Origin of the sequence: Rhizobium bangladeshense (assembly GCF_017357245.1) — a bacterium.
Lineage (GTDB): Bacteria > Pseudomonadota > Alphaproteobacteria > Rhizobiales > Rhizobiaceae > Rhizobium > Rhizobium bangladeshense.
Map to the genome: position 1 here is coordinate 203,133 of NZ_CP071613.1, position 16,591 is coordinate 219,723.

The 16,591-nt window shown below is 60.6% G+C and carries 20 protein-coding genes; 9 read left to right on the forward strand and 11 right to left on the reverse strand.

What is annotated here, in order from left to right:
* Nucleotides 1-31: 31 nt before the first annotated feature.
* A complete protein-coding gene (locus tag J2J98_RS21910; protein WP_207603444.1) occupies nt 32-283 on the reverse strand; it encodes a hypothetical protein in 252 nt (83 codons plus the stop codon).
* Between the two features lie 270 nt (nt 284-553).
* On the opposite strand from J2J98_RS21910, the gene J2J98_RS21915 reads away from it, so the two are divergent.
* The 4 genes from J2J98_RS21915 (at nt 554) to J2J98_RS21930 (ending at nt 2,021) form a co-directional block, all read left to right on the forward strand.
* Complete coding sequence (locus J2J98_RS21915; protein ID WP_064708379.1) at nt 554-925, forward strand: response regulator; 372 nt, start codon at nt 554-556, stop codon at nt 923-925.
* Nucleotides 926-1,026: 101 nt separating this feature from the next.
* Nucleotides 1,027-1,308: a hypothetical protein gene (locus tag J2J98_RS21920; protein WP_138394661.1), complete on the forward strand. Its 282-nt coding sequence runs from the start codon at nt 1,027-1,029 to the stop codon at nt 1,306-1,308.
* Between the two features lie 13 nt (nt 1,309-1,321).
* Entirely contained in the window at nt 1,322-1,504 is a 183-nt protein-coding gene (locus J2J98_RS21925; protein WP_064708381.1) for a hypothetical protein, read from the forward strand.
* 85 nt (nt 1,505-1,589) lie between these two features.
* Complete coding sequence (locus tag J2J98_RS21930) at nt 1,590-2,021, forward strand: DUF983 domain-containing protein (protein WP_259664255.1); 432 nt, start codon at nt 1,590-1,592, stop codon at nt 2,019-2,021.
* A 25-nt stretch (nt 2,022-2,046) separates the two neighbouring features.
* Here J2J98_RS21930 and J2J98_RS21935 read toward each other — a convergent pair whose 3' ends face one another.
* The 3 genes from J2J98_RS21935 to J2J98_RS21945 form a co-directional block, all read right to left on the reverse strand.
* On the reverse strand, nt 2,047-2,766 hold the full coding sequence (locus J2J98_RS21935; protein ID WP_138394660.1) for a Crp/Fnr family transcriptional regulator: 720 nt from the start codon (nt 2,764-2,766) through the stop codon (nt 2,047-2,049).
* Between the two features lie 109 nt (nt 2,767-2,875).
* Nucleotides 2,876-3,859 (reverse strand): alpha/beta hydrolase, encoded by a 984-nt coding sequence (locus J2J98_RS21940; RefSeq protein ID WP_138394659.1) that lies wholly within the window; start codon nt 3,857-3,859, stop codon nt 2,876-2,878.
* The gene (locus tag J2J98_RS21945; RefSeq protein ID WP_207603445.1) at nt 3,856-4,353 is read right to left on the reverse strand and encodes a DUF4142 domain-containing protein; all 498 of its coding nucleotides are present in this window, start codon (nt 4,351-4,353) and stop codon (nt 3,856-3,858) included. The genes J2J98_RS21940 and J2J98_RS21945 overlap by 4 nt, the downstream gene beginning before the upstream one ends.
* A 147-nt stretch (nt 4,354-4,500) precedes the next feature.
* On the opposite strand from J2J98_RS21945, the gene J2J98_RS21950 reads away from it, so the two are divergent.
* The 4 genes from J2J98_RS21950 to J2J98_RS21965 all read left to right on the forward strand — a co-directional run bounded on the left by J2J98_RS21950 (nt 4,501) and on the right by J2J98_RS21965 (nt 7,298).
* Nucleotides 4,501-5,013 carry a ferritin-like domain-containing protein gene (locus J2J98_RS21950; protein WP_064708386.1) on the forward strand — a complete coding sequence of 171 codons (513 nt, stop codon included), beginning with the start codon at nt 4,501-4,503 and terminating at the stop codon, nt 5,011-5,013.
* Between the two features lie 178 nt (nt 5,014-5,191).
* Complete coding sequence (locus J2J98_RS21955; protein WP_138394657.1) at nt 5,192-5,905, forward strand: Crp/Fnr family transcriptional regulator; 714 nt, start codon at nt 5,192-5,194, stop codon at nt 5,903-5,905.
* 203 nt (nt 5,906-6,108) lie between these two features.
* Nucleotides 6,109-6,657, forward strand: coding sequence for a sigma-70 family RNA polymerase sigma factor (locus J2J98_RS21960; protein WP_138394656.1), 549 nt, complete (start codon nt 6,109-6,111; stop codon nt 6,655-6,657).
* On the forward strand, nt 6,654-7,298 hold the full coding sequence (locus tag J2J98_RS21965) for an NrsF family protein (RefSeq protein WP_138394655.1): 645 nt from the start codon (nt 6,654-6,656) through the stop codon (nt 7,296-7,298). The genes J2J98_RS21960 and J2J98_RS21965 overlap by 4 nt, the downstream gene beginning before the upstream one ends.
* A 429-nt stretch (nt 7,299-7,727) precedes the next feature.
* Here J2J98_RS21965 and J2J98_RS21970 read toward each other — a convergent pair whose 3' ends face one another.
* Entirely contained in the window at nt 7,728-9,065 is a 1,338-nt protein-coding gene (locus tag J2J98_RS21970; RefSeq protein ID WP_138394654.1) for a cytochrome P450, read from the reverse strand.
* A 126-nt stretch (nt 9,066-9,191) separates the two neighbouring features.
* Nucleotides 9,192-9,719: a sigma-70 family RNA polymerase sigma factor gene (locus J2J98_RS21975; protein ID WP_064708391.1), complete on the reverse strand. Its 528-nt coding sequence runs from the start codon at nt 9,717-9,719 to the stop codon at nt 9,192-9,194.
* A 282-nt stretch (nt 9,720-10,001) separates the two neighbouring features.
* Here J2J98_RS21975 and J2J98_RS21980 point away from each other — a divergent pair, with 282 nt between their 5' ends.
* Nucleotides 10,002-10,505, forward strand: coding sequence for a YciE/YciF ferroxidase family protein (locus tag J2J98_RS21980; protein WP_064708392.1), 504 nt, complete (start codon nt 10,002-10,004; stop codon nt 10,503-10,505).
* A gap of 78 nt (nt 10,506-10,583) precedes the next feature.
* On the opposite strand, the gene J2J98_RS21985 is transcribed toward J2J98_RS21980, so the two are convergent.
* From J2J98_RS21985 to J2J98_RS22005, 5 genes are all read right to left on the reverse strand, one after another.
* Nucleotides 10,584-12,296, reverse strand: a complete 1,713-nt coding sequence (locus J2J98_RS21985; protein WP_207603446.1) for a GH32 C-terminal domain-containing protein — start codon at nt 12,294-12,296, stop codon at nt 10,584-10,586.
* Between the two features lie 3 nt (nt 12,297-12,299).
* Nucleotides 12,300-13,193: a carbohydrate ABC transporter permease gene (locus tag J2J98_RS21990; RefSeq protein ID WP_064708394.1), complete on the reverse strand. Its 894-nt coding sequence runs from the start codon at nt 13,191-13,193 to the stop codon at nt 12,300-12,302.
* Nucleotides 13,186-14,118 (reverse strand): carbohydrate ABC transporter permease, encoded by a 933-nt coding sequence (locus tag J2J98_RS21995; protein ID WP_207603447.1) that lies wholly within the window; start codon nt 14,116-14,118, stop codon nt 13,186-13,188. The genes J2J98_RS21990 and J2J98_RS21995 overlap by 8 nt, the downstream gene beginning before the upstream one ends.
* A 91-nt stretch (nt 14,119-14,209) precedes the next feature.
* The gene (locus J2J98_RS22000; protein ID WP_207603448.1) at nt 14,210-15,502 is read right to left on the reverse strand and encodes an ABC transporter substrate-binding protein; all 1,293 of its coding nucleotides are present in this window, start codon (nt 15,500-15,502) and stop codon (nt 14,210-14,212) included.
* A 36-nt stretch (nt 15,503-15,538) separates the two neighbouring features.
* Nucleotides 15,539-16,543, reverse strand: a complete 1,005-nt coding sequence (locus tag J2J98_RS22005; protein ID WP_207603449.1) for a LacI family DNA-binding transcriptional regulator — start codon at nt 16,541-16,543, stop codon at nt 15,539-15,541.
* Nucleotides 16,544-16,591 lie beyond the last annotated feature (48 nt).

Here is a 16,591-nt window from a genome sequence, read left to right on the forward strand (position 1 = left end):
GCCGCCTGGCTGGCTTCGCGCCTCGGACAGGCTAAAGCGGCGCATCGGCTGCAATTGGTGGATTTTCCAAATCCAGATGCACATGTCGCACCAGGCCAGAGAGTCTGCGCTTCTCCCGAATGCCGCATTCGAACCAGGACACGAGCTCTCTGGCGACATGCTGCGCCTCCGGGCCGGCCATGCTGTAGGATTTCTCGCGGCACCATTCGCGAAGCACAGCGGTCAGCATCGCCACGTCATCAGGCTGCAGCGCCGGCTTGGTGATTCCCGAGTGCTGGATCATCCCCATTCCTCCCGATTGCATGAGGTGATCCTAATCTTCGGGTCTTCGATTTCAACAGCTGGTGCGGAAGCGTACCGAGGAGGCCAGCGGCGCCTGGATGCGGCTCACCGGGGAACCAAGACGACCCCATAGGGTTCGGCAGTCACGACAAATGATCGTCGCAAGACGAGTTCGAGTATGGTAGGCATGGCGCGGGCGCGGACCGCCTGATGTTGAACCGCCATGGACAGATGATCACCCTAAAGCCAGGATTACATTAGGCGTCCGCCAATGAAGTCGCTCAGCTCGGCCGCCGGCAAGACGATCCTTATCATCGGGGAAGCCGGTTTCCTTTCGGATCGTGCCAGAAAGGCATTGATCGCGCGCCAGGCGCTGCTCACCGGTCCCGTCGTCGTGGCCAGCGCGATGGAGAGGCTGAGCGAGGGGCTTGTGTTCGACGCCGTGATTATCGACGTCACGATTTCCGACGAAGCCATGCTCTGGATGAACGAATGGCTGGAGACGCGCCGGGTTCCATTCATCTTTGCCCATGGCGAGCAATCCGAAACGTCTTTCGGCGGCTTTGTCCTCAGTGGGCGCGGTTCCGACATCGAGGCGGTGATCGGCGCCTTGTTCGGGGGGGATTCGCCCTACTACCACTGAGTTGTTCGCTTTCGTACAGTTGATGAAGCGGAGTTGTCTCAGCCGCAATTGAGTCCCATTATCGCTCCCTAATGACAGCTTCCGGGACCAGGGAAGACGCGATGCTCGATTCTCAGTCCATTCATCTGAAAGCGCTTGATTCAACCGATCTCCACCATCTGCAGGCCGTCTTGAACGAGATCTGCCGCGAGGCCGGCAAGTCGCAGCGCGCCCCTGACATGCAGGAGATCGCAGCCTTGCTGATCAGCCTTTATCGCCATGGCGTCACCGAAGAGGACAAGTTGCTGTCGGTCGGCCGTCTGGCATTGACGCAAACGACGCCGTCCGCGGCTGCGGCGGGATCGTCGGAAAGCGGCGCGGCCGGCCCGTCATCCGTCGAATGACTAGGAGCAGCTCATGAAGGATAATAAGAGCGCGCAGACCCAGCTTGGCGGAAACGAAAAGCAGCCCGCCAAGGTGAAGGAATATCCACCGGCAGGTCCTCACGCCAAGAAAGATCTCATCGACGAGACCAAAACGCCAGGAGCCGGCTCGTTGCCTGACGAGGACGAGCGAAGCGTTACGCCGGGATCGGGATGAGCTCGGAAAAGCCTGAGCGCGCCATTTGTGCTTCCGAATGATGTGGGATTCTGGAACCTGCTCGTTCGGGCGAAGTTCGAAGGGAATGGAACCCGAAATACATATCTCTGGCGAACATCAGGTCACAACCAACCCGGCTCTCACAGGGATTCTGGGCCGCTGCCCGCGGTGCCAGCGCGGCCGTCTGTTCAAAGGCTACCTCAAGCTCGCCCGGAGCTGCGACGTTTGCGGGCTGGATTTTGGCTTCGCCGATCCGGCCGATGGGCCGGCTTTCTTCGCGATGAGCATCGTCGCCGTCCCCTCACTGGCTTTCGCACTGTGGTTCCAGTTCACGTTCGAACCGCCGATCTGGATGCACCTCTTCGTCACCGTGCCGATCACCGTGATTGCTTGCGTCCTCATTCTTAGGCCGCTGAAAGGCTGGCTCGTCTGCTCGCAATTCTTCCACAAGGCGGAAGAAGGCAGTATCGATACCGCCTGGCATGCCTCTGAAAAGCAGCGGAGGGCGCGGCAATAAGATATCCTGCGATGGGTTACGTCCATCAACGCGAGAGGTCTTTGCCGATCAGCCGCCGATATTCCTCCTCGGCTGCCCCATAGGCTCCGTGCGCCTCTTCGATCAATCCCGGCCGATTGAGGATGACGATCTGTCGCCGCGTAGACCGGATCAGGCCCTTGCCCTCGAGGAGGTGCAGAGCGACCGTGACGCCGGCGCGGCGCACGCCGAGCATCACCGCCAGAAATTCATGAGTCAGCCAGATGGTCGCGCCATCCGTCCGGTCGTGAACCATCAGCAACCATCGCGCCAAGCGCTCTTCGAGCTTGGCATGGCCGTTGGCCAGCACCGTCGACGTCGTCTGCGCGAGCAGCGCCTGAACATAGGCGAGAAGCAGGCTGCGTAAGGGCCGGCTTTCCTCCATGGCTGCGGATAGAACCGACGCCGGCAATTTGAAACCATGGCCGGAGACCTGCATGAACGTCCGGTTCGCGGACTGATTGCCACCGAGAATGACTGCCGCACCGGTCATGCCTTCGCGGCCGACGATTCCCACTTCGATATCGCGCCCTCCTGGAAATCTCGCCACGATCGAGGCAAGCCCTGATTCGAGAATATAGACGTCGCTCACAGGACTATTTTCCATTTCGAGAACCAACGGGACCTCGAGGTCGACAGGCTCCAGATGCGGGAGCAGAAGTTCCCGCTCCTGCGGCCCCATGGCGCGCAAAAGTTCATTCCGAAAGTTCAAGTGTTGATTATCCATGTTCACCCGCGCATCAGCGATAATGCGGCCTTTGTTGCGGGCGAACCTAACCAACTAGAATCATTGAGCAATACATTGTGCCATAGCGTACAGACCGGCGAGCGGCGCGCTACCGGCCACCACCCGCGCTTGCATTGCGGTCGAGTGTTCGCGACATCCAAGTCCTAACGAGGCTGTTTGCTCGGGCCGCCAGCTTGGTCGGGAACCGGTTGAAGCCATGCGGGGCCTCGGGAAAGACGACGCACTCGGCATTGCCGTTTTGGCTCTGCCATCGCTCATACATCGAGATGCTGTCGTCGAGGATCGGATCGAGTGCCCCGGCGACCATCAGGGCGGGAGGCAGGCCCGAGAGATCGGCAAACAACGGGCCCTTCGCCTCACGCCCGGAGAGGCTCGACGTCAAGCGCTGAAGATTGCGCAGCGCCGATGGCCGGTCGATCACCAGGCTTCTGCCGGTCGAGAGCCGCAGGCTTCGGGATCCACCGAGGTCGAACGCGCCGCACATGGATACGAATCCGGCAACGGCCTCCGCCTTACCGCGTGCTCTAAGATGAAGAAGTGCTTCCGCGGCGAGATGCGCGCCCGAGGACTCGCCGCCGAGGATGATCTGCTCGACCTCGAACTCGGCAAGATGATCGGCCAGCCATTCGACGGACGCCTTGCTGTCCTGAAGAGCAAGGTCAAGCCGGTCGTCGGCGGCATTGTGGAAATCGATCCCGGCCACGAGCATGCGGCAGTCTCTGGCGATCGGACGCGTGATGCCGTCATCGAGGCGGGCATTGCCCATCACCCAGGCGCCGCCATGGAAATGGACGTAGAGGCCGCGGCGGGCGCCGACGGGACGGGTCAACCTGAGGCCGACCTGCCTGTCGCCGGCCGCGATCGTGCGGCTGATCGCTCCATCGCAGCGCGACAGTCGGTCCGGAACCAGAAAATGGATCGCGCGAACGACAGCCTGCACCGTCCTGGCATTCCAGCGCCGGCCGGTGTGATAGCGCGGAAGAAGGTTGAGGACCGCGTTCAGTCTGCGGGCGCCGGCGAGCTCTTCGCGGGTGAACGCCGTTTCGCTTGCGCCTGGCGCCGCCGCCTTCACTTCGACGTCAGCCCCTGGATCTTGGTCAGATGCATTCTGAGATCCGGCAGGATTTTCTGCGATGCGCGCTTTAGGGCACCGTCAGGGCCATTTTGCGAATAGTCCGCGAAGAGCGCCACCGCCTCCTGATGCGCGGTCAGCTGCGTCGAGAGATAGGCCTGATCGAGGTTTTCCTGATCGCTCTGGCTAAGCGCCTCGAGCTTCTTATTGTGCTCGTCGGCGAGAGCCGCTGGCAGCGCGATGCCGTCCTCCTTGGCGGCATCGGCCAGCGTCGAACCCGCACGCTCATGGTCCTTCAGCATGTCGCTGGCGAACTGTTTGGCTTCTTCGGCCTTGCCTTTGGCAAGTTCGATCTTTGCCGCTTCGACTTCGAACATGTTCGTTAGGGCGGCGCGCGTGGCAAAATCGGTCGCCTTTTGCCGCGTAGCGCCGTCGGTCGCGAAGGCGGGTGCGGCAAGCAGGAAGAGAAGGCAAAGCTTGGATGTCAGCCTCATTATCGTCTCCAGGTCTGTTGGGCTCGGCGGATAATTTCGGATGCAGCCCAACCACCGGGCCGGGCGACAGTTCCCGGCACTTTCGTGGCGTCGAGGGAACCGCGACGAAATATTGCAGTTAGGCCTTCCGAAAAAAAGGAGGCCGACATGGCAGAGAATGAAATCCGGGACATCTTCGTCATTGGCTTGAGAAATGCGCACGCGATGGAAAACCAGGCGTTGAGCATCATGAAGCCGCAGCTGAAGCGGATCGAGAACTATCCTGAAGTCGCCGAAAAGCTCGATCGGCATATCCGCGAAACCGACGGGCAGATCGTCCGCCTTGAGGAAATTCTCGACGGATTGAACGAGGACAAGTCGACGCTCAAGGACCTGGCGCTTTCCTTCACGGGATCTATGGCGGCGCTCGGCCACACGGTCGCCGGCGATGAAATCCTGAAAAATGCCTTCGCCAACTATGCCTTCGAGAATTTCGAGGCCGCGGCCTACAAGTCGCTGCTGGTGATCGCCGAAGCCGGCGGACACGGCGCCGCCGTAACCGGCCTTCAGGCAAATCTGGCCGAAGAACTGGCAATGGCGGAATGGATCAACGACAATCTGGTGGCTCTCACCACAAAATTCCTCTCGCTGCGCGAAGCGGGCGAGACAGCGAAGGTTTAGAATCCAACGTATTTTGCGCGCCACGACCCGACGAGCCTAATCGCATGCCGCCCCGCGCTATTGCAAGAGCGGAACCAAAGCGAAATTTGCGAGTTGGTCAGGGTTGGCCGGCTGGCGAGCCGGTAAGCGCGATCTGAGAGCCCGCACCTGCCGGAGAGTGACAGTTGCAGATATGAACATGCGGCCAAAGGAGAATCGTCTGCTCGCACTCCTGCCGGAGAACGAGTATTCGGCTGTTGTCGCTCATCTGGAACCTTGCGCCACACCCCGCGGTTTCATCATCGTCGAAGCCGGTGCGACGATCGAGCATGTCTATTTTCCCTGTTCAGGAGTCGGCTCGGTGATCAACGTCTCTCCGGAGGGCAATCGCGTTGAGGCGGGATTGTTCGGGCGGGATGCGTTTGCGCCAACGGCGGCAGCGATAGACGCGCCCGTCAGTATCTTGGAAGTCGCTGTTCAGGTGCCGGGCTGCGCCTACCGGCTGCCACAAAGCAAGTTGGTCGGTCTGATGCGGACGCAGCCGGTGTTTGCCAACCTGCTCCACAAAAGCGTGCATGTTCTCGCGGTCCAGGCCGGATTCACCGCACTCTCCAACGCAGTTCATGGGATCGACGAAAGGCTGGCACGCTGGATTTTGATGTGCCACGACAGGATCGACGGAAACGAGCTCGCGCTGACGCATGAATTCATCGCCTTGATGCTTGCGGTGCGGCGGCCGAGCGTCACGACGGCGCTGCATCTACTCGAGGGGAACCGTTTCATCCGCTCTGTCCGCGGTCTCGTGATCGTCAGAGATCGCGCCGGTCTGGAGGACTTCGCTGCCGATGCCTACGGCAAGGCAGAGGAGGAATATGAGCGCCTGATTGGCCCTCTCAGAAAATCTGCACGTTGAAATTATCGACCATCCGAGCCCGCATTTGCCGATCCCATCCACCGCCTTCGACGCAATATTCGGGTGATCTGCATCGCCCAGTCATCGCTCTCGGCGCCTCGCCATGCCTTACAATTTCACGTGCATGTGATAGAGCTGTAGTGAAAAAAATATGGTTGTCGCTGTAACCGATTGCCTGATTTTACGAATGAGCTTCTGACAGCATGACCACCGCCCATACGGAAGAAGCCCTGAAAGCATTGATGCTTCTATCCCTCGACGGGGATGAGGCTGCCTATCGGCGTTTGCTCGCGGCTTTGCGCGTGCTGCTCGTCGGTTACTACAGCCGCAGGATGGCTGCGGCGACGAGAGCGGACATGGAAGATCTGGTGCAGGAGACGTTGCTGGCACTGCATTCCCGCCGATCCACCTATGACCGGGAAAGACCTTTTACCGCCTGGTTCTTCTCGATTGCCCGCTACAAGCTGGTCGACCATCATCGAGGCCGCGGCAGACGCAGGTTGGTCGAGACCGAGCTCGATGACGAGATCGAAAGCGACTTCAGCGAGGATAGGCTGACTGCCCGCATGGATGTCGAGCGGTTGCTCGACGGCTTGCCACTGCGACAGCAGCAACTGATCCGAGAAGTGAAGCTCCAAGGCAGCTCGGTCGCCGACGCCGCAAGCCGGACCGGCCAGTCCGAATCTGCGGTGAAAGTGAGCATCCATCGGGCGCTCAAGGTGCTCGGAGAGAGATTGCGAGGCACATCGTGACGAAGACGGACGATATCATCGAACGCTTGGCAAGCGACCTGAAGCCGGTGCCGCGCAACGCGCTATGGCGCCGCTTTGCGCTCGGCATAGCGCCGGCCCTCGGGCTCTCCCTGCTGCTGATGCTGATCATTCTCGGTCCCCGGGTCGATATGCCTGGCGTGCTGACGCTGCCGGTCTTCTGGATCAAGTCCGCTTATAACGCCCTGATCGCGGCCGCCGCCTTCGCAGCCGTTTTTCGGCTTGCCCGCCCCGATGGTTTCGAGGGACACTTTTTCGGTCTGCTGGCGTTGATCTTCGCCGCCATGGCGGCCGTCGCGGCCACCCAGCTCCTTATGGCGCCGATCGAGAGCTATCAGTTGCTGATCTTCGGTTCTTCAGCGCTGCATTGCCCGCCGCTCATTGTCGCTTTTGCGCTCCCCGTCTATGCCGGCACGGTCTGGGCACTGCGCCGGGCGGCGCCGGTGGATCTGCGGCTGACGGGCTTCGTCGCCGGTATTGCCGCAGGAGGAGCCGGCGCTTGGGTCTATTCCTGGTTCTGCACCGAAAACGGTATGCCTTTCGTGTTGATCTGGTACACGCTCGGCATCCTCATCCTCGGTGCTGTCGGCGCTGTGACCGGGCCTCGCTTGCTCCGCTGGTAGATCCCGCCTTGCTTTCTTGACCGGAACATTCCGGGTTTCGCCTGGTTCGATGGCCGAAGGAGAGAAAGATGAACCACGAATCGGATCGTCGCGCTTTTATGATCTATTTGGGAGCCATCGTGTTGGTCGGACTTTTGATCGTGCTCGGCGCTACGCTCTCGTGGAACTAGACGATCAGAGCGACGACCATCCACGCGATTTCAAGGGAGCGAGTTCCTAACAAAAATGGCCGAAGGACGACACAATCCGTCGGACCGGCTGAGTGCTGAACGGCAGCGGAATGGCGTGAAAACCGTTGGGTGGTAGTCGCTCTTATCGCAGCAAGGGTCGCTCGCCCTTTCTGCTCTACGTCTCGACCCCGACGTAACGCAAGGATGCGAGCCGGCACGGAGAGACGTTCAGTCTCTGCGACTGCCATCGAGTAAACATCTATTTCTGCCTGCGTCGCGCAGTCAGTTTTAACCGGATGTCGAAGTGGTTGAGGGTTCCGGGTAAGTCGCCGACGGTCAAAGGCGGTTGCAGCAGCACAATATCGGCGGCCGATAGGAACGTGCCGACGGCAAAGCTTGCAATCATCGGCACGAGGTTATGTGCCGGGCAAATGACGGGACCGGCGCTGAAGGGCACCAGCCCGGCGCTCGGCAAGGCATCATTCTGTCCCCAGATGCTCGGCTCCATCCGATTGGCGTAGAGAAGCGCAGGATCTCGATGGAAGAAAGGGGCGAAGATGATGACGCCCGTGCCGCGAGCAATGACCCTGTTTCCTGACTTGATATCCTTGGCCAGCTGCCTGAGGATGACGGGCGTCGTCGGCCAGAGCCGCAGGACCTCGAGCAGACAACTGCGTGTGAAGGGGCGATCGAGCTCCCGGCCCATCGCCTCTTCCACGGCTTTGCTCCAGTAACCCACATGGCAGGCCAGTACCGCCAGCGTCCTTAGAACGGCAATTCCGGCTGCATCGAAGGCGAACAGCCACTGCGCCACTTGATTCTCCGGAGCAAGCTGATCGCCTTTGGGAAACCGGTTCACGAGACTATGCTTTTCCGGCTCTCCGAGATAGCGACCGACTTGCTCATGAAACCGGGCAAGCTTGCGCTGATCGACCGGGAGGGCAAATGCCCAGTTCGCCCTGCCTCGAAGTTCGTTCAGGGTCTCGGTCAATGTGACGTCATTGCGGGCGCGCTCGCCAAGGACGACTCGCCGGACGACCCGGAACCAAGTCTGCGAAAAAGCCGGCCAATCGAGCTCATAAGGGCGGCCGGATCCGATGCCGGTCAGAACCTGCGAGAACTCGTCTTCGACGATATTCTTGAACTGCGTCGCATATGGATGCAGCCGATCTGCGGTTGCCAACGCGTGTTCATGAGCCGGCCGAAGCTGGGCCCGCTGAGGAGCCGATGAGATAAGGACGTTTTTCGGTTCGAAGTGAGCAAGAGCCGCGTGCTTTTCCGCGGTTGCCGCGGCAAATGGTTCGGGCGAAGATTGGAGCACCGTGGCGACATCGCCCGGGTTCAGTATCAGCAGCTGTGGTCGGAATGGGATAGGTAGCAGAAGAGGGGCTGGACCATATTTATTTTTCAGCCGCTGCATCTGTTGCACGGCCTTTGTGTCAAAGCCCTGCCGCTGCGCCAGCCGCTCCATTGTCGGCCGGCGAATGATGATGCCCTTGGCCACGGTCGGAGCCATGACCGTCGTGATCACTCGTAGCGTATCGATCCATCCGGCGCGGTTTACTCTGGGGAAGATTGCGTGGCTTCGCGCGATCATGACTCTCCAGCCTGGCCGCGGTTGCCCATACCGATTCGATCGGCCGAACCTATAGACCTAGGCACCACGGCCATGACAGCTTGTTCCGCTCGCCGGTCGATGCGAGTGCGGGCCGGTGCCACGCGATCAATCGACGAGATGGTTTCCGAGCATCGCAACCAGGCACTCGCGGGCGCGGCTCACACGGCTTTTCAAGGTGCCGATCCGGCACCCGCACATTTTCGCGGCCTCCTCGTAGCTCGTTCCGGCAGCAACCAATGTCAGAGCCCTGCGCCTATCGTCTGAAAGAAGTGTCAATGCCCGCTGCAGTTCGTGCTCCCGCAGCACCCACTCCTGTGTGGGCGCGATCGCGACCTGTTCCATCGCAGCGTCCATTCCAGCCGGCTCGCGTTTCTGCCGGCGATAATTGGTGCAGAACGTATTTCGCAGGATGGTGAAAAGCCAGGATTTAAGCGAAGTGCCGGGTTGGTAGAGATGAAGCGAGTTCAGCGCCTTCAGCAAGGTTTCCTGTACGAGGTCATCGATGTCATCATCGCTGCGCAGGAAACGTCGCGCGAAGGCCCGCAATGCCGGCGTAAGTTCGACGATCTCCCGTTCGATAACGGATTTGTCTTTGCAATGCGAGGCAGAGCGTACTGAAGACGAGTAGGCCATTTTTCTCTCCTGGAATGAAAAGGAAAGTCGCTGGCTTCCTATTCGTTGCCGTACGATACCGGACAAAAGTCCGGGTTGGGCCGCCAACTCGTCGCCGGCTCGGGGATGGGAACAACGGCGTGCCGCAATCGTTCGGTGATCGCCGTCTCGACCCTGTCGGACGGCCTCTTCCTTGGCCGGATAGAGATGACGCCTCCGGCTACGGGGGCGTCATACTTCCAACCGGAACATCCGGCCCATGCGAGAGTTGATCGTCGTCACGACACGCCATAGGAGGACTAAATGGCAACCGAGAAGACTCTGAACGACCTGTTTCTCGATACTCTCAAGGACATCTACTACGCCGAAAAGCAGATCCTGAAGGCTCTGCCGAAGATGGCCCGCGCGGCGCAATCGGAAGAGGGCAAGGCCGGTTTTCTGCAGCATCGCGACGAGACCCAGGCGCAGGTCGAACGCCTGGAACAGGTTTTCGAAATGATCGGCAAACCGGCACGCGGCAAGACTTGTGAAGCCATTCAGGGCATCATCGCCGAAGCTGAAGAAATCATGGACGAGTTCAAGGGCACGGTCGCTCTCGACGCCGGCCTTATTTCATCGGCCCAATCCGTCGAGCATTATGAGATCGCCCGCTACGGCACACTGATCGCCTGGGCAAAGCAGCTCGGCCTCAAAGATGCCGTGCCGCTGCTGCAGGCAACGCTTGCCGAGGAAGAAGCAACCGACAAGAAGCTCACGCAACTCGCCGAGTCCTCGGCCAATGTGAAAGGCAAGGGCAAGGCGGCCTAAGCCGCTAAGAGCGCTATTCTCCTTCGCAACGGCCGCCGCGCCCCGGCGGCCGTGCTTTTGTCCGGGTTGCCCCGGAGATCAAAGACCGAGCTGCCAGATTTCGGCGGCGCGCACATTGCCCTCGGGCGCCGATAGACGCATCGAGCTTATCCCCTTGAAGCCAGGCAGCCGCTTGGTTCCGGTCCAGCGGCCATCGTCGGCGAAGACTTCAATCGAACCTGCATCGAGAAACAGCCGAATGGTCGACGGCCGTGCGCCGGCGGCGATGTAGATCGGCGACGCTTTGGCATTCGTCACCGAAAAGTGAATGCTCAGCCCATCGTCGGTCAGCTGAACCGCGACCGCCGCCTCGGGATGATCGAATGCAAGGTGGAACGCGTTGCCCGCCTCCTGGAGGGTGAGCAGGATTTCGACGCAGCCGTCAGCAAGATCGACGCTCCGGCCGTCAAGAAGGCCATGGGCATCAAGCCGGCGCTGTCGCAGGCTTTCCACACCGGTAACCGGCGGCGTGATCAGCGCCCCCTGACGCAACGCCAGCCGGCGCGGCAGCGTCATGGCTGTCGGCATGTCGATTTCCTTGGAGACGTCCGTCCAGTTTGCGAGCCATGCGATTCCGACCGGGCCGCTGCCATCGACGAAGGCTTGGAATGCATAGGCGTCGGTGCCGAAATCCAGCTCCTGTTCGAATTCCACGGAGAACGCGCGGCCATCGAAACGGCCAATGGTCGCAAGCGTCATGTTGCGCCGGCCTGTTGCCGGGTCGCGGCTGGTCAGAAGGCCGAAAATCAGAGCCCAACGCGTCATCGGCTCGTTCACGGGACCATCGAGGGGAACCATGCAGGGGCACTCCGCTGCGGTCATCCCGAAGCGGTTCTCGCGATGGAGCATGCCGAGGAAGGTCCATCCCACCGCCGCAGCCGGGTCGTCCGTTTCGTAAAGCAGGATGACGCCGCCCTCGCGGTCTCGCGTGCCCAGCAGCATCTTCCATTTGCCGTCGGGGCCTGGAAAAACATAGGGGTCGCGAAAGTCGGTCGTCAGCCCCAGACCCGCGGGCCGCTCAGGCAGGATCAGGTGTGCGGGTTCGACAGTGACAAGATCGCGGCTGGTGGCCGTGAACTGAACCTGCTCCTCCGGTTCCCGGTCCTTCATATGTTCGGTGAAGAAGATGCGAACGCCCGCGCCCTCAAGCGCGATCGCGGAGCCGGAAAATGCGCCGCCGCGTCCATCCGCCCGCGCGGCGATTTCGTCCGAAGGGTGAAGAAAGATCGGAAGATGCGTCCAGCGAAGGTAATCCTCCGAGACCGCATGCCCCCAATGCATGTTGTTCCACCGAAGGCTGTGGGGATAGTGCTGATAGAAGAGGTGCACCCTGCCGTCGAATCTTCCGAAACCGTTTGGATCGTTCATCCAGCCGAAAGGCGGGCGGAAATGATAGCCGCCGGTGATATCGGGCGCGGCATTCGAAGGCCTGACATGCAACAGCCGGATGCCCTCGTCGAGAACGCGGGGCTGAGAGAAGGCATAGACAAGCGAGACGTCTGTCGCAGCGGCGTCGTAGGTGAAGGCGGTCTCCCCGCCGCTCTCCAGCGTCAGCCGCCGAAACTCGAATTCATGGGGATTTGATGTTTCGACGGCACCGGCCGGCTTACCATCGACATGGGCGCTCAGCCTTCCCCGAGCGCCCCCGTGCGAAGCCTTGATCCAAGCATGGATCGTGGTTCCTGCAGGGAGTGCTGCGCTGATCGTCTCCGGCCCGCTTTCATGGGTCGGAGAAATCCCTTGATCTGTCATATTTCAACCTTTCACGGCAGAGCCGATAAAGGAACTCACGAACCAGCGCTGGAATGCGAGGTAGAGCCCCAGGATCGGGATCATCATCAATACGGAGGCGGCCATCGCACGATCCCAGTAGATGCTGTCCTGGCCGAAGAAGGTCGCGATGGCGACCGCGATCGGCCGGGCATAATCCGTCTGCGTCACGAGGATCGGCCAAAGATACTGGTTCCAGGTCTCAATACCCATCAGGATCGACACGGTGGCGAGTGCGGGCAGGCTGAGCGGCAGGAAAATGGAGCGATAAGCCCGGAAAAAGGATGCGCCATCCATCTCGGCAGCTTCCAGCAGCTCCTTCGGCAGCTGCGTGAAGAACTGGTAGAACAGGAAGATATAGAGAGGGCTCGCGATCCAGGGGACGATCTGCACCGCGAAGGTGTCGGATATTCCCGCCCTGGAAACCATGATCACGAGGGGCATGATGATGCTTTCCTGCGGGATCACATAGAGCGCGATCACGACCGACAGAATGACCCCGCGGCCACGGAGCGATCCCCAAGCCAGGACGAAACCGGCCATCGAATTCACGATGAGGCCGGAACAAACCGTGGTGGCCAGTATGATCAGAGAGTTGATGAGGTATCGGCCGAAGGCGAGTTCGCCCGAGAGGTGGCCGACCTCCGCATAGTTGGAGAGCGTTGGATTCGAAACCCAGAAGGCTCGGAAGCTGCCCATGTCGGCAAGGATCTGGAACCGGTCGTCCTTGAGGCTCGCGACGACGAGGAGCAGCAACGGCGAGACGATCACCAGGGCGATGATGAAAATAGAGACCGTCTGGACGGTGCGCAGAACCCTGGCGGCGGAGCGAGGCCGTGCTGCGCGGGCCTGCGGGATCGAGAGAGCGATATCAGACATCGAAGCGCCTCAGGAGCTGGCGCTGGATCAGCGCGATGATGAGAACGATCACGAACAGGATGACGGAGACGGCGGAGGCATAACCCATCTTCTGCTCCTCGAAGCCGGCGCGGACCATGTAATGCACCACCGTTTCGGTGCTGCTCTTCGGTCCGCCCTGCGTGAGAATGGCGACCTGGGTATAGAGCTTGAAAGCCTGGATGGTGGTGATCACGAGCACGAAGACATGGGTCGGCCGCAGGCCGGGCATGGTGACGTGCCAGAAGCGCCGGAGAGCGTTCGCGCCGTCGATCTTGGCGGCATCGTAGAGTTCGTCGGGAATGCCCTGAAGGCCGGCGAGGTAGACGATCATCTGGAAACCATAGGCCTGCCAGGCCGAGAGCAGGACGAGCGAGAACATCGCCCATTCGGGATCGCCGAGCCAATCGATCGGCTGGATCGCTCCGCCGGAAAGGAAGCCGAGGATCTGGTTGAATGGTCCCGTGGGATATTGAAACAGGGTGCCCCAGATGACGCAGACTACGACCATCGAAGTGATCGCCGGAAGGAAGAACATGCCGCGCAGCAGATTGCGGAACGGCAGGTTCTGATGCAGCAGGAGGGCTGTTGCGAAAGCGAGACCGCACTGGGCCGGAATGATCCAGAAGGTGAAGCGCGAGACGTTCCAGAGGGCTGTCCAGAAAAGGTCGTCCTTGAAGATGCGGATAAAATTGTTGAACCAGATGAACCGGACCGGCGTCGGCCTCGGCACCAGAGGCTGGTTGGTCATCGCCGTCCAGAAGGACAGCAGAAACGGCACGATCAGAAAGACGGTCAGCAGGATGACCGCGGGCGCGAGCATGGCCGCTTCCTGCATCAGGCGCCCCTTGTCACGCCGGAGCGCCATTCGGGCGGGTCTCGATGATGTCGATTGTTGCATGACCATGCAAATCCTCCTCTCAGGCTTGACGCCGGTTCTGCCTTGCAAAGTCGCGCGGAGACATTGCAAGGCTCCGATTGTTCAGCGACGACGGCGATTACTGCTCGTCACCGAACGGCGGATATCCGTCATTGTCCTCGATATCCTGGTCGATCTTCTCGGCGGCGGATGTCAGCGCCTCCTTGGCATCGCCGCCATTGAACACCTCGTCGACGGCCTGCATGAAGGCCGACGTGATTGTGGGATAGGCTGGATGCGGCGGGCGGGCGACGGCGGTCTTCGATGCTTGTTCGAAGGCAATCGCCATTGGACCGCCATCGGCATAGAGCGGAGACTCGGCTGCGAAGCTCTTCAAGCCGGGATAGCCGGACTGGCTCGCGACGTAGGCCCGGAACTCCTTGTCCTTCAGCAGGAAGCTGATGAACTTGCCTGATATATCGGGATGCTTCGAGGTCTTCGTGATCGCCCAGATCCAGGTGCCGTCGGGGCTCGCTCCCTTTGCGCCGAACTTGGGAAGCGGCATGACAACGATGTTGTCCTTCATGGTCGCTGCCGCCTCCGCATAGACCCAGTGTCCGCCGAGCGCCAGCGCGGCCGGATTGCCTTCGGCAAAGAACTGGTTGGTGCCGGCCGACTGCGGCACGACCCAGCCGTTCTTGACCCATTTCTGCATCATGGCGAGTGCATCGACGCAGGCGTCGCTGTCGAGCGTTCCCTCGGATTTCCAGACCTTGCGGTCGATCAGGTCGCAGCCGGCCGATTGCAGGATTGGCCCATAGGCATAGGTGATCCATTCGGTCTTGATGCCGTAACCGCGAAAGGTGTCGATCGGCCATTTCACGCCATCGAGCTTCGAAAGCTTCTCGAGATAGCTTTCGAACTCCTCCCGCGTCCACGCATCGTCCACGGATTTCGGGATGCGGGCGCCTATGGCTTCGAGATATTTCTTATTGCCGTAAAGAACGACCGAGGAATCGGTCAGGCCGATCGCATAAAGATCCTTGTCGATCGGGTACGTGCCCTGAGCGATGTTGGATTCCGTCATGTCGTCAAGGAGATCCTTGTCGATCAGCGGCTTGATGGGCTGAAGGTAACCCGACCAGACATAATTGGCGAGGAACGGGGCATCGAGCTCCATGACATCGGGCAGTTGTTTGGCCATGACGGCCGCGCTGAACTTCTCGTTATATGCGTCGTGCGGTGCATAGATGAACTGGACATCGATATCGGGATTTGCGGCCTCGAAGCGTTCCGCGACTTTGCCGTAGGCGGCCACGAAGCCCGGATCGCCCTGATGCATGACCTGAATGGCAGTCTTCTCGGCTGCCTGCGCCCATGGGGCTATCATAGTCGAAAACAGGATCAGAGACCAAAGTAAACGATTACCCATTAGAATTCCTCCTCAATTGAATGGGCCTGGCTCAAATTATACGGATGCCCGCTCCACCAGTTGGAACGGCAGTTTCTGCACTCCGACCGGCGGCCGGTCCTCGGCAAGCAGGATGTGCGCAGCCTGGCGGCCCATGGCGCGATGGGGAAGCGCCATGGTGGTCAGCGGCGGATCGAGACGCGAGGCGATCTCGACCTGATTGTCGAAGCTCGCGACGGCGACGTCATCGGGAATGGTGGCGCCCGAGCGGCGCAGGGCGGCATAGACCTCCATGGCCACGCGATCGTTGCCGCACAGGATGGCATCGGGGCGTCGCGGACCTGTCATGAGATCATGCACCTGCGCGTGCACGAGGCTGTGGGCCCGGTCGCTGTAGATCGCCTTGCTGACGGCGGGCAGGACAATGGCGCCGGCTCCGTCGATATCCGCTTGATCGAGCGCTTGGCGAAAGCCGAGTTCGCGGAGCTCGCCGGCGAGAAGCCCCGGCAGATTGATGAAGGCGATATTACGACGGCCTGCCTCGACGAGATAGTTCGTAATCTCAACGGCCGCTCCCGTTTCATCCGGCACCAGGGACGTCACACGGTCGTTGGCATCCCGGCAGTTGATCATGACGCCCACGGTGTCGGTAAACTCGGGCGGCAGGTTGACGCTCTTGTGATACATGGCGGCACAGGCAATCGCGCGCGGGCGAAAGCGCCGCATCTCATCGAGGATTGACGCTATGCTGCGATGGCCGCCGAGCGTCATGGCAAAGACCGCCATGTCGGCCGCACGCACGGCCCCGTCGAGCCCCCGGATGATCTCCGTCGCGAAAGGCGACGTGATCAAGTCATCGGCAACGAGGCCGACGAGGGGCATCCAGCCCTGCCGCATGCTGCGGGCGGCGAAGTTGGTGACATAGCCGAGCTCTTCGGCAATCTCCTTGATCCGCTGACGTGTTTCCTCCGACATGCGCGCCGACCCGCCATGCAAGGCGCCGGATACGGTCTTGACGGAAACGCCTGCGCGGGCGGCTATGTCATTGAGTGAAGCAGTCACGAGTTCGCTTTTGGGTTATCGATTACCCACATCGGTATCAATCCCGTT

Bases quoted from the DNA above. Each gene is read 5' to 3' on its own strand.
- J2J98_RS21910 (WP_207603444.1), bottom strand. From the start codon at position 283: ATGATCCAGCACTCGGGAATCACCAAGCCGGCGCTGCAGCCTGATGAC.
- J2J98_RS21985 (WP_207603446.1), bottom strand. From the start codon at position 12,296: ATGACAGATCAAGGGATTTCTCCGACCCATGAAAGCGGGCCGGAGACG.
- J2J98_RS21970 (WP_138394654.1), bottom strand. From the start codon at position 9,065: ATGATCGCGCGAAGCCACGCAATCTTCCCCAGAGTAAACCGCGCCGGA.
- J2J98_RS21955 (WP_138394657.1), top strand. From the start codon at position 5,192: ATGCGGCCAAAGGAGAATCGTCTGCTCGCACTCCTGCCGGAGAACGAG.
- J2J98_RS21990 (WP_064708394.1), bottom strand. From the start codon at position 13,193: ATGTCTGATATCGCTCTCTCGATCCCGCAGGCCCGCGCAGCACGGCCT.
- J2J98_RS21995 (WP_207603447.1), bottom strand. From the start codon at position 14,118: ATGGTCATGCAACAATCGACATCATCGAGACCCGCCCGAATGGCGCTC.
- J2J98_RS21950 (WP_064708386.1), top strand. From the start codon at position 4,501: ATGGCAGAGAATGAAATCCGGGACATCTTCGTCATTGGCTTGAGAAAT.
- J2J98_RS22000 (WP_207603448.1), bottom strand. From the start codon at position 15,502: ATGGGTAATCGTTTACTTTGGTCTCTGATCCTGTTTTCGACTATGATA.
- J2J98_RS21925 (WP_064708381.1), top strand. From the start codon at position 1,322: ATGAAGGATAATAAGAGCGCGCAGACCCAGCTTGGCGGAAACGAAAAG.
- J2J98_RS21960 (WP_138394656.1), top strand. From the start codon at position 6,109: ATGACCACCGCCCATACGGAAGAAGCCCTGAAAGCATTGATGCTTCTA.
- J2J98_RS21935 (WP_138394660.1), bottom strand. From the start codon at position 2,766: ATGGATAATCAACACTTGAACTTTCGGAATGAACTTTTGCGCGCCATG.
- J2J98_RS21920 (WP_138394661.1), top strand. From the start codon at position 1,027: ATGCTCGATTCTCAGTCCATTCATCTGAAAGCGCTTGATTCAACCGAT.
- J2J98_RS21915 (WP_064708379.1), top strand. From the start codon at position 554: ATGAAGTCGCTCAGCTCGGCCGCCGGCAAGACGATCCTTATCATCGGG.
- J2J98_RS21980 (WP_064708392.1), top strand. From the start codon at position 10,002: ATGGCAACCGAGAAGACTCTGAACGACCTGTTTCTCGATACTCTCAAG.
- J2J98_RS21930 (WP_259664255.1), top strand. From the start codon at position 1,590: ATGGAACCCGAAATACATATCTCTGGCGAACATCAGGTCACAACCAAC.
- J2J98_RS21945 (WP_207603445.1), bottom strand. From the start codon at position 4,353: ATGAGGCTGACATCCAAGCTTTGCCTTCTCTTCCTGCTTGCCGCACCC.
- J2J98_RS21975 (WP_064708391.1), bottom strand. From the start codon at position 9,719: ATGGCCTACTCGTCTTCAGTACGCTCTGCCTCGCATTGCAAAGACAAA.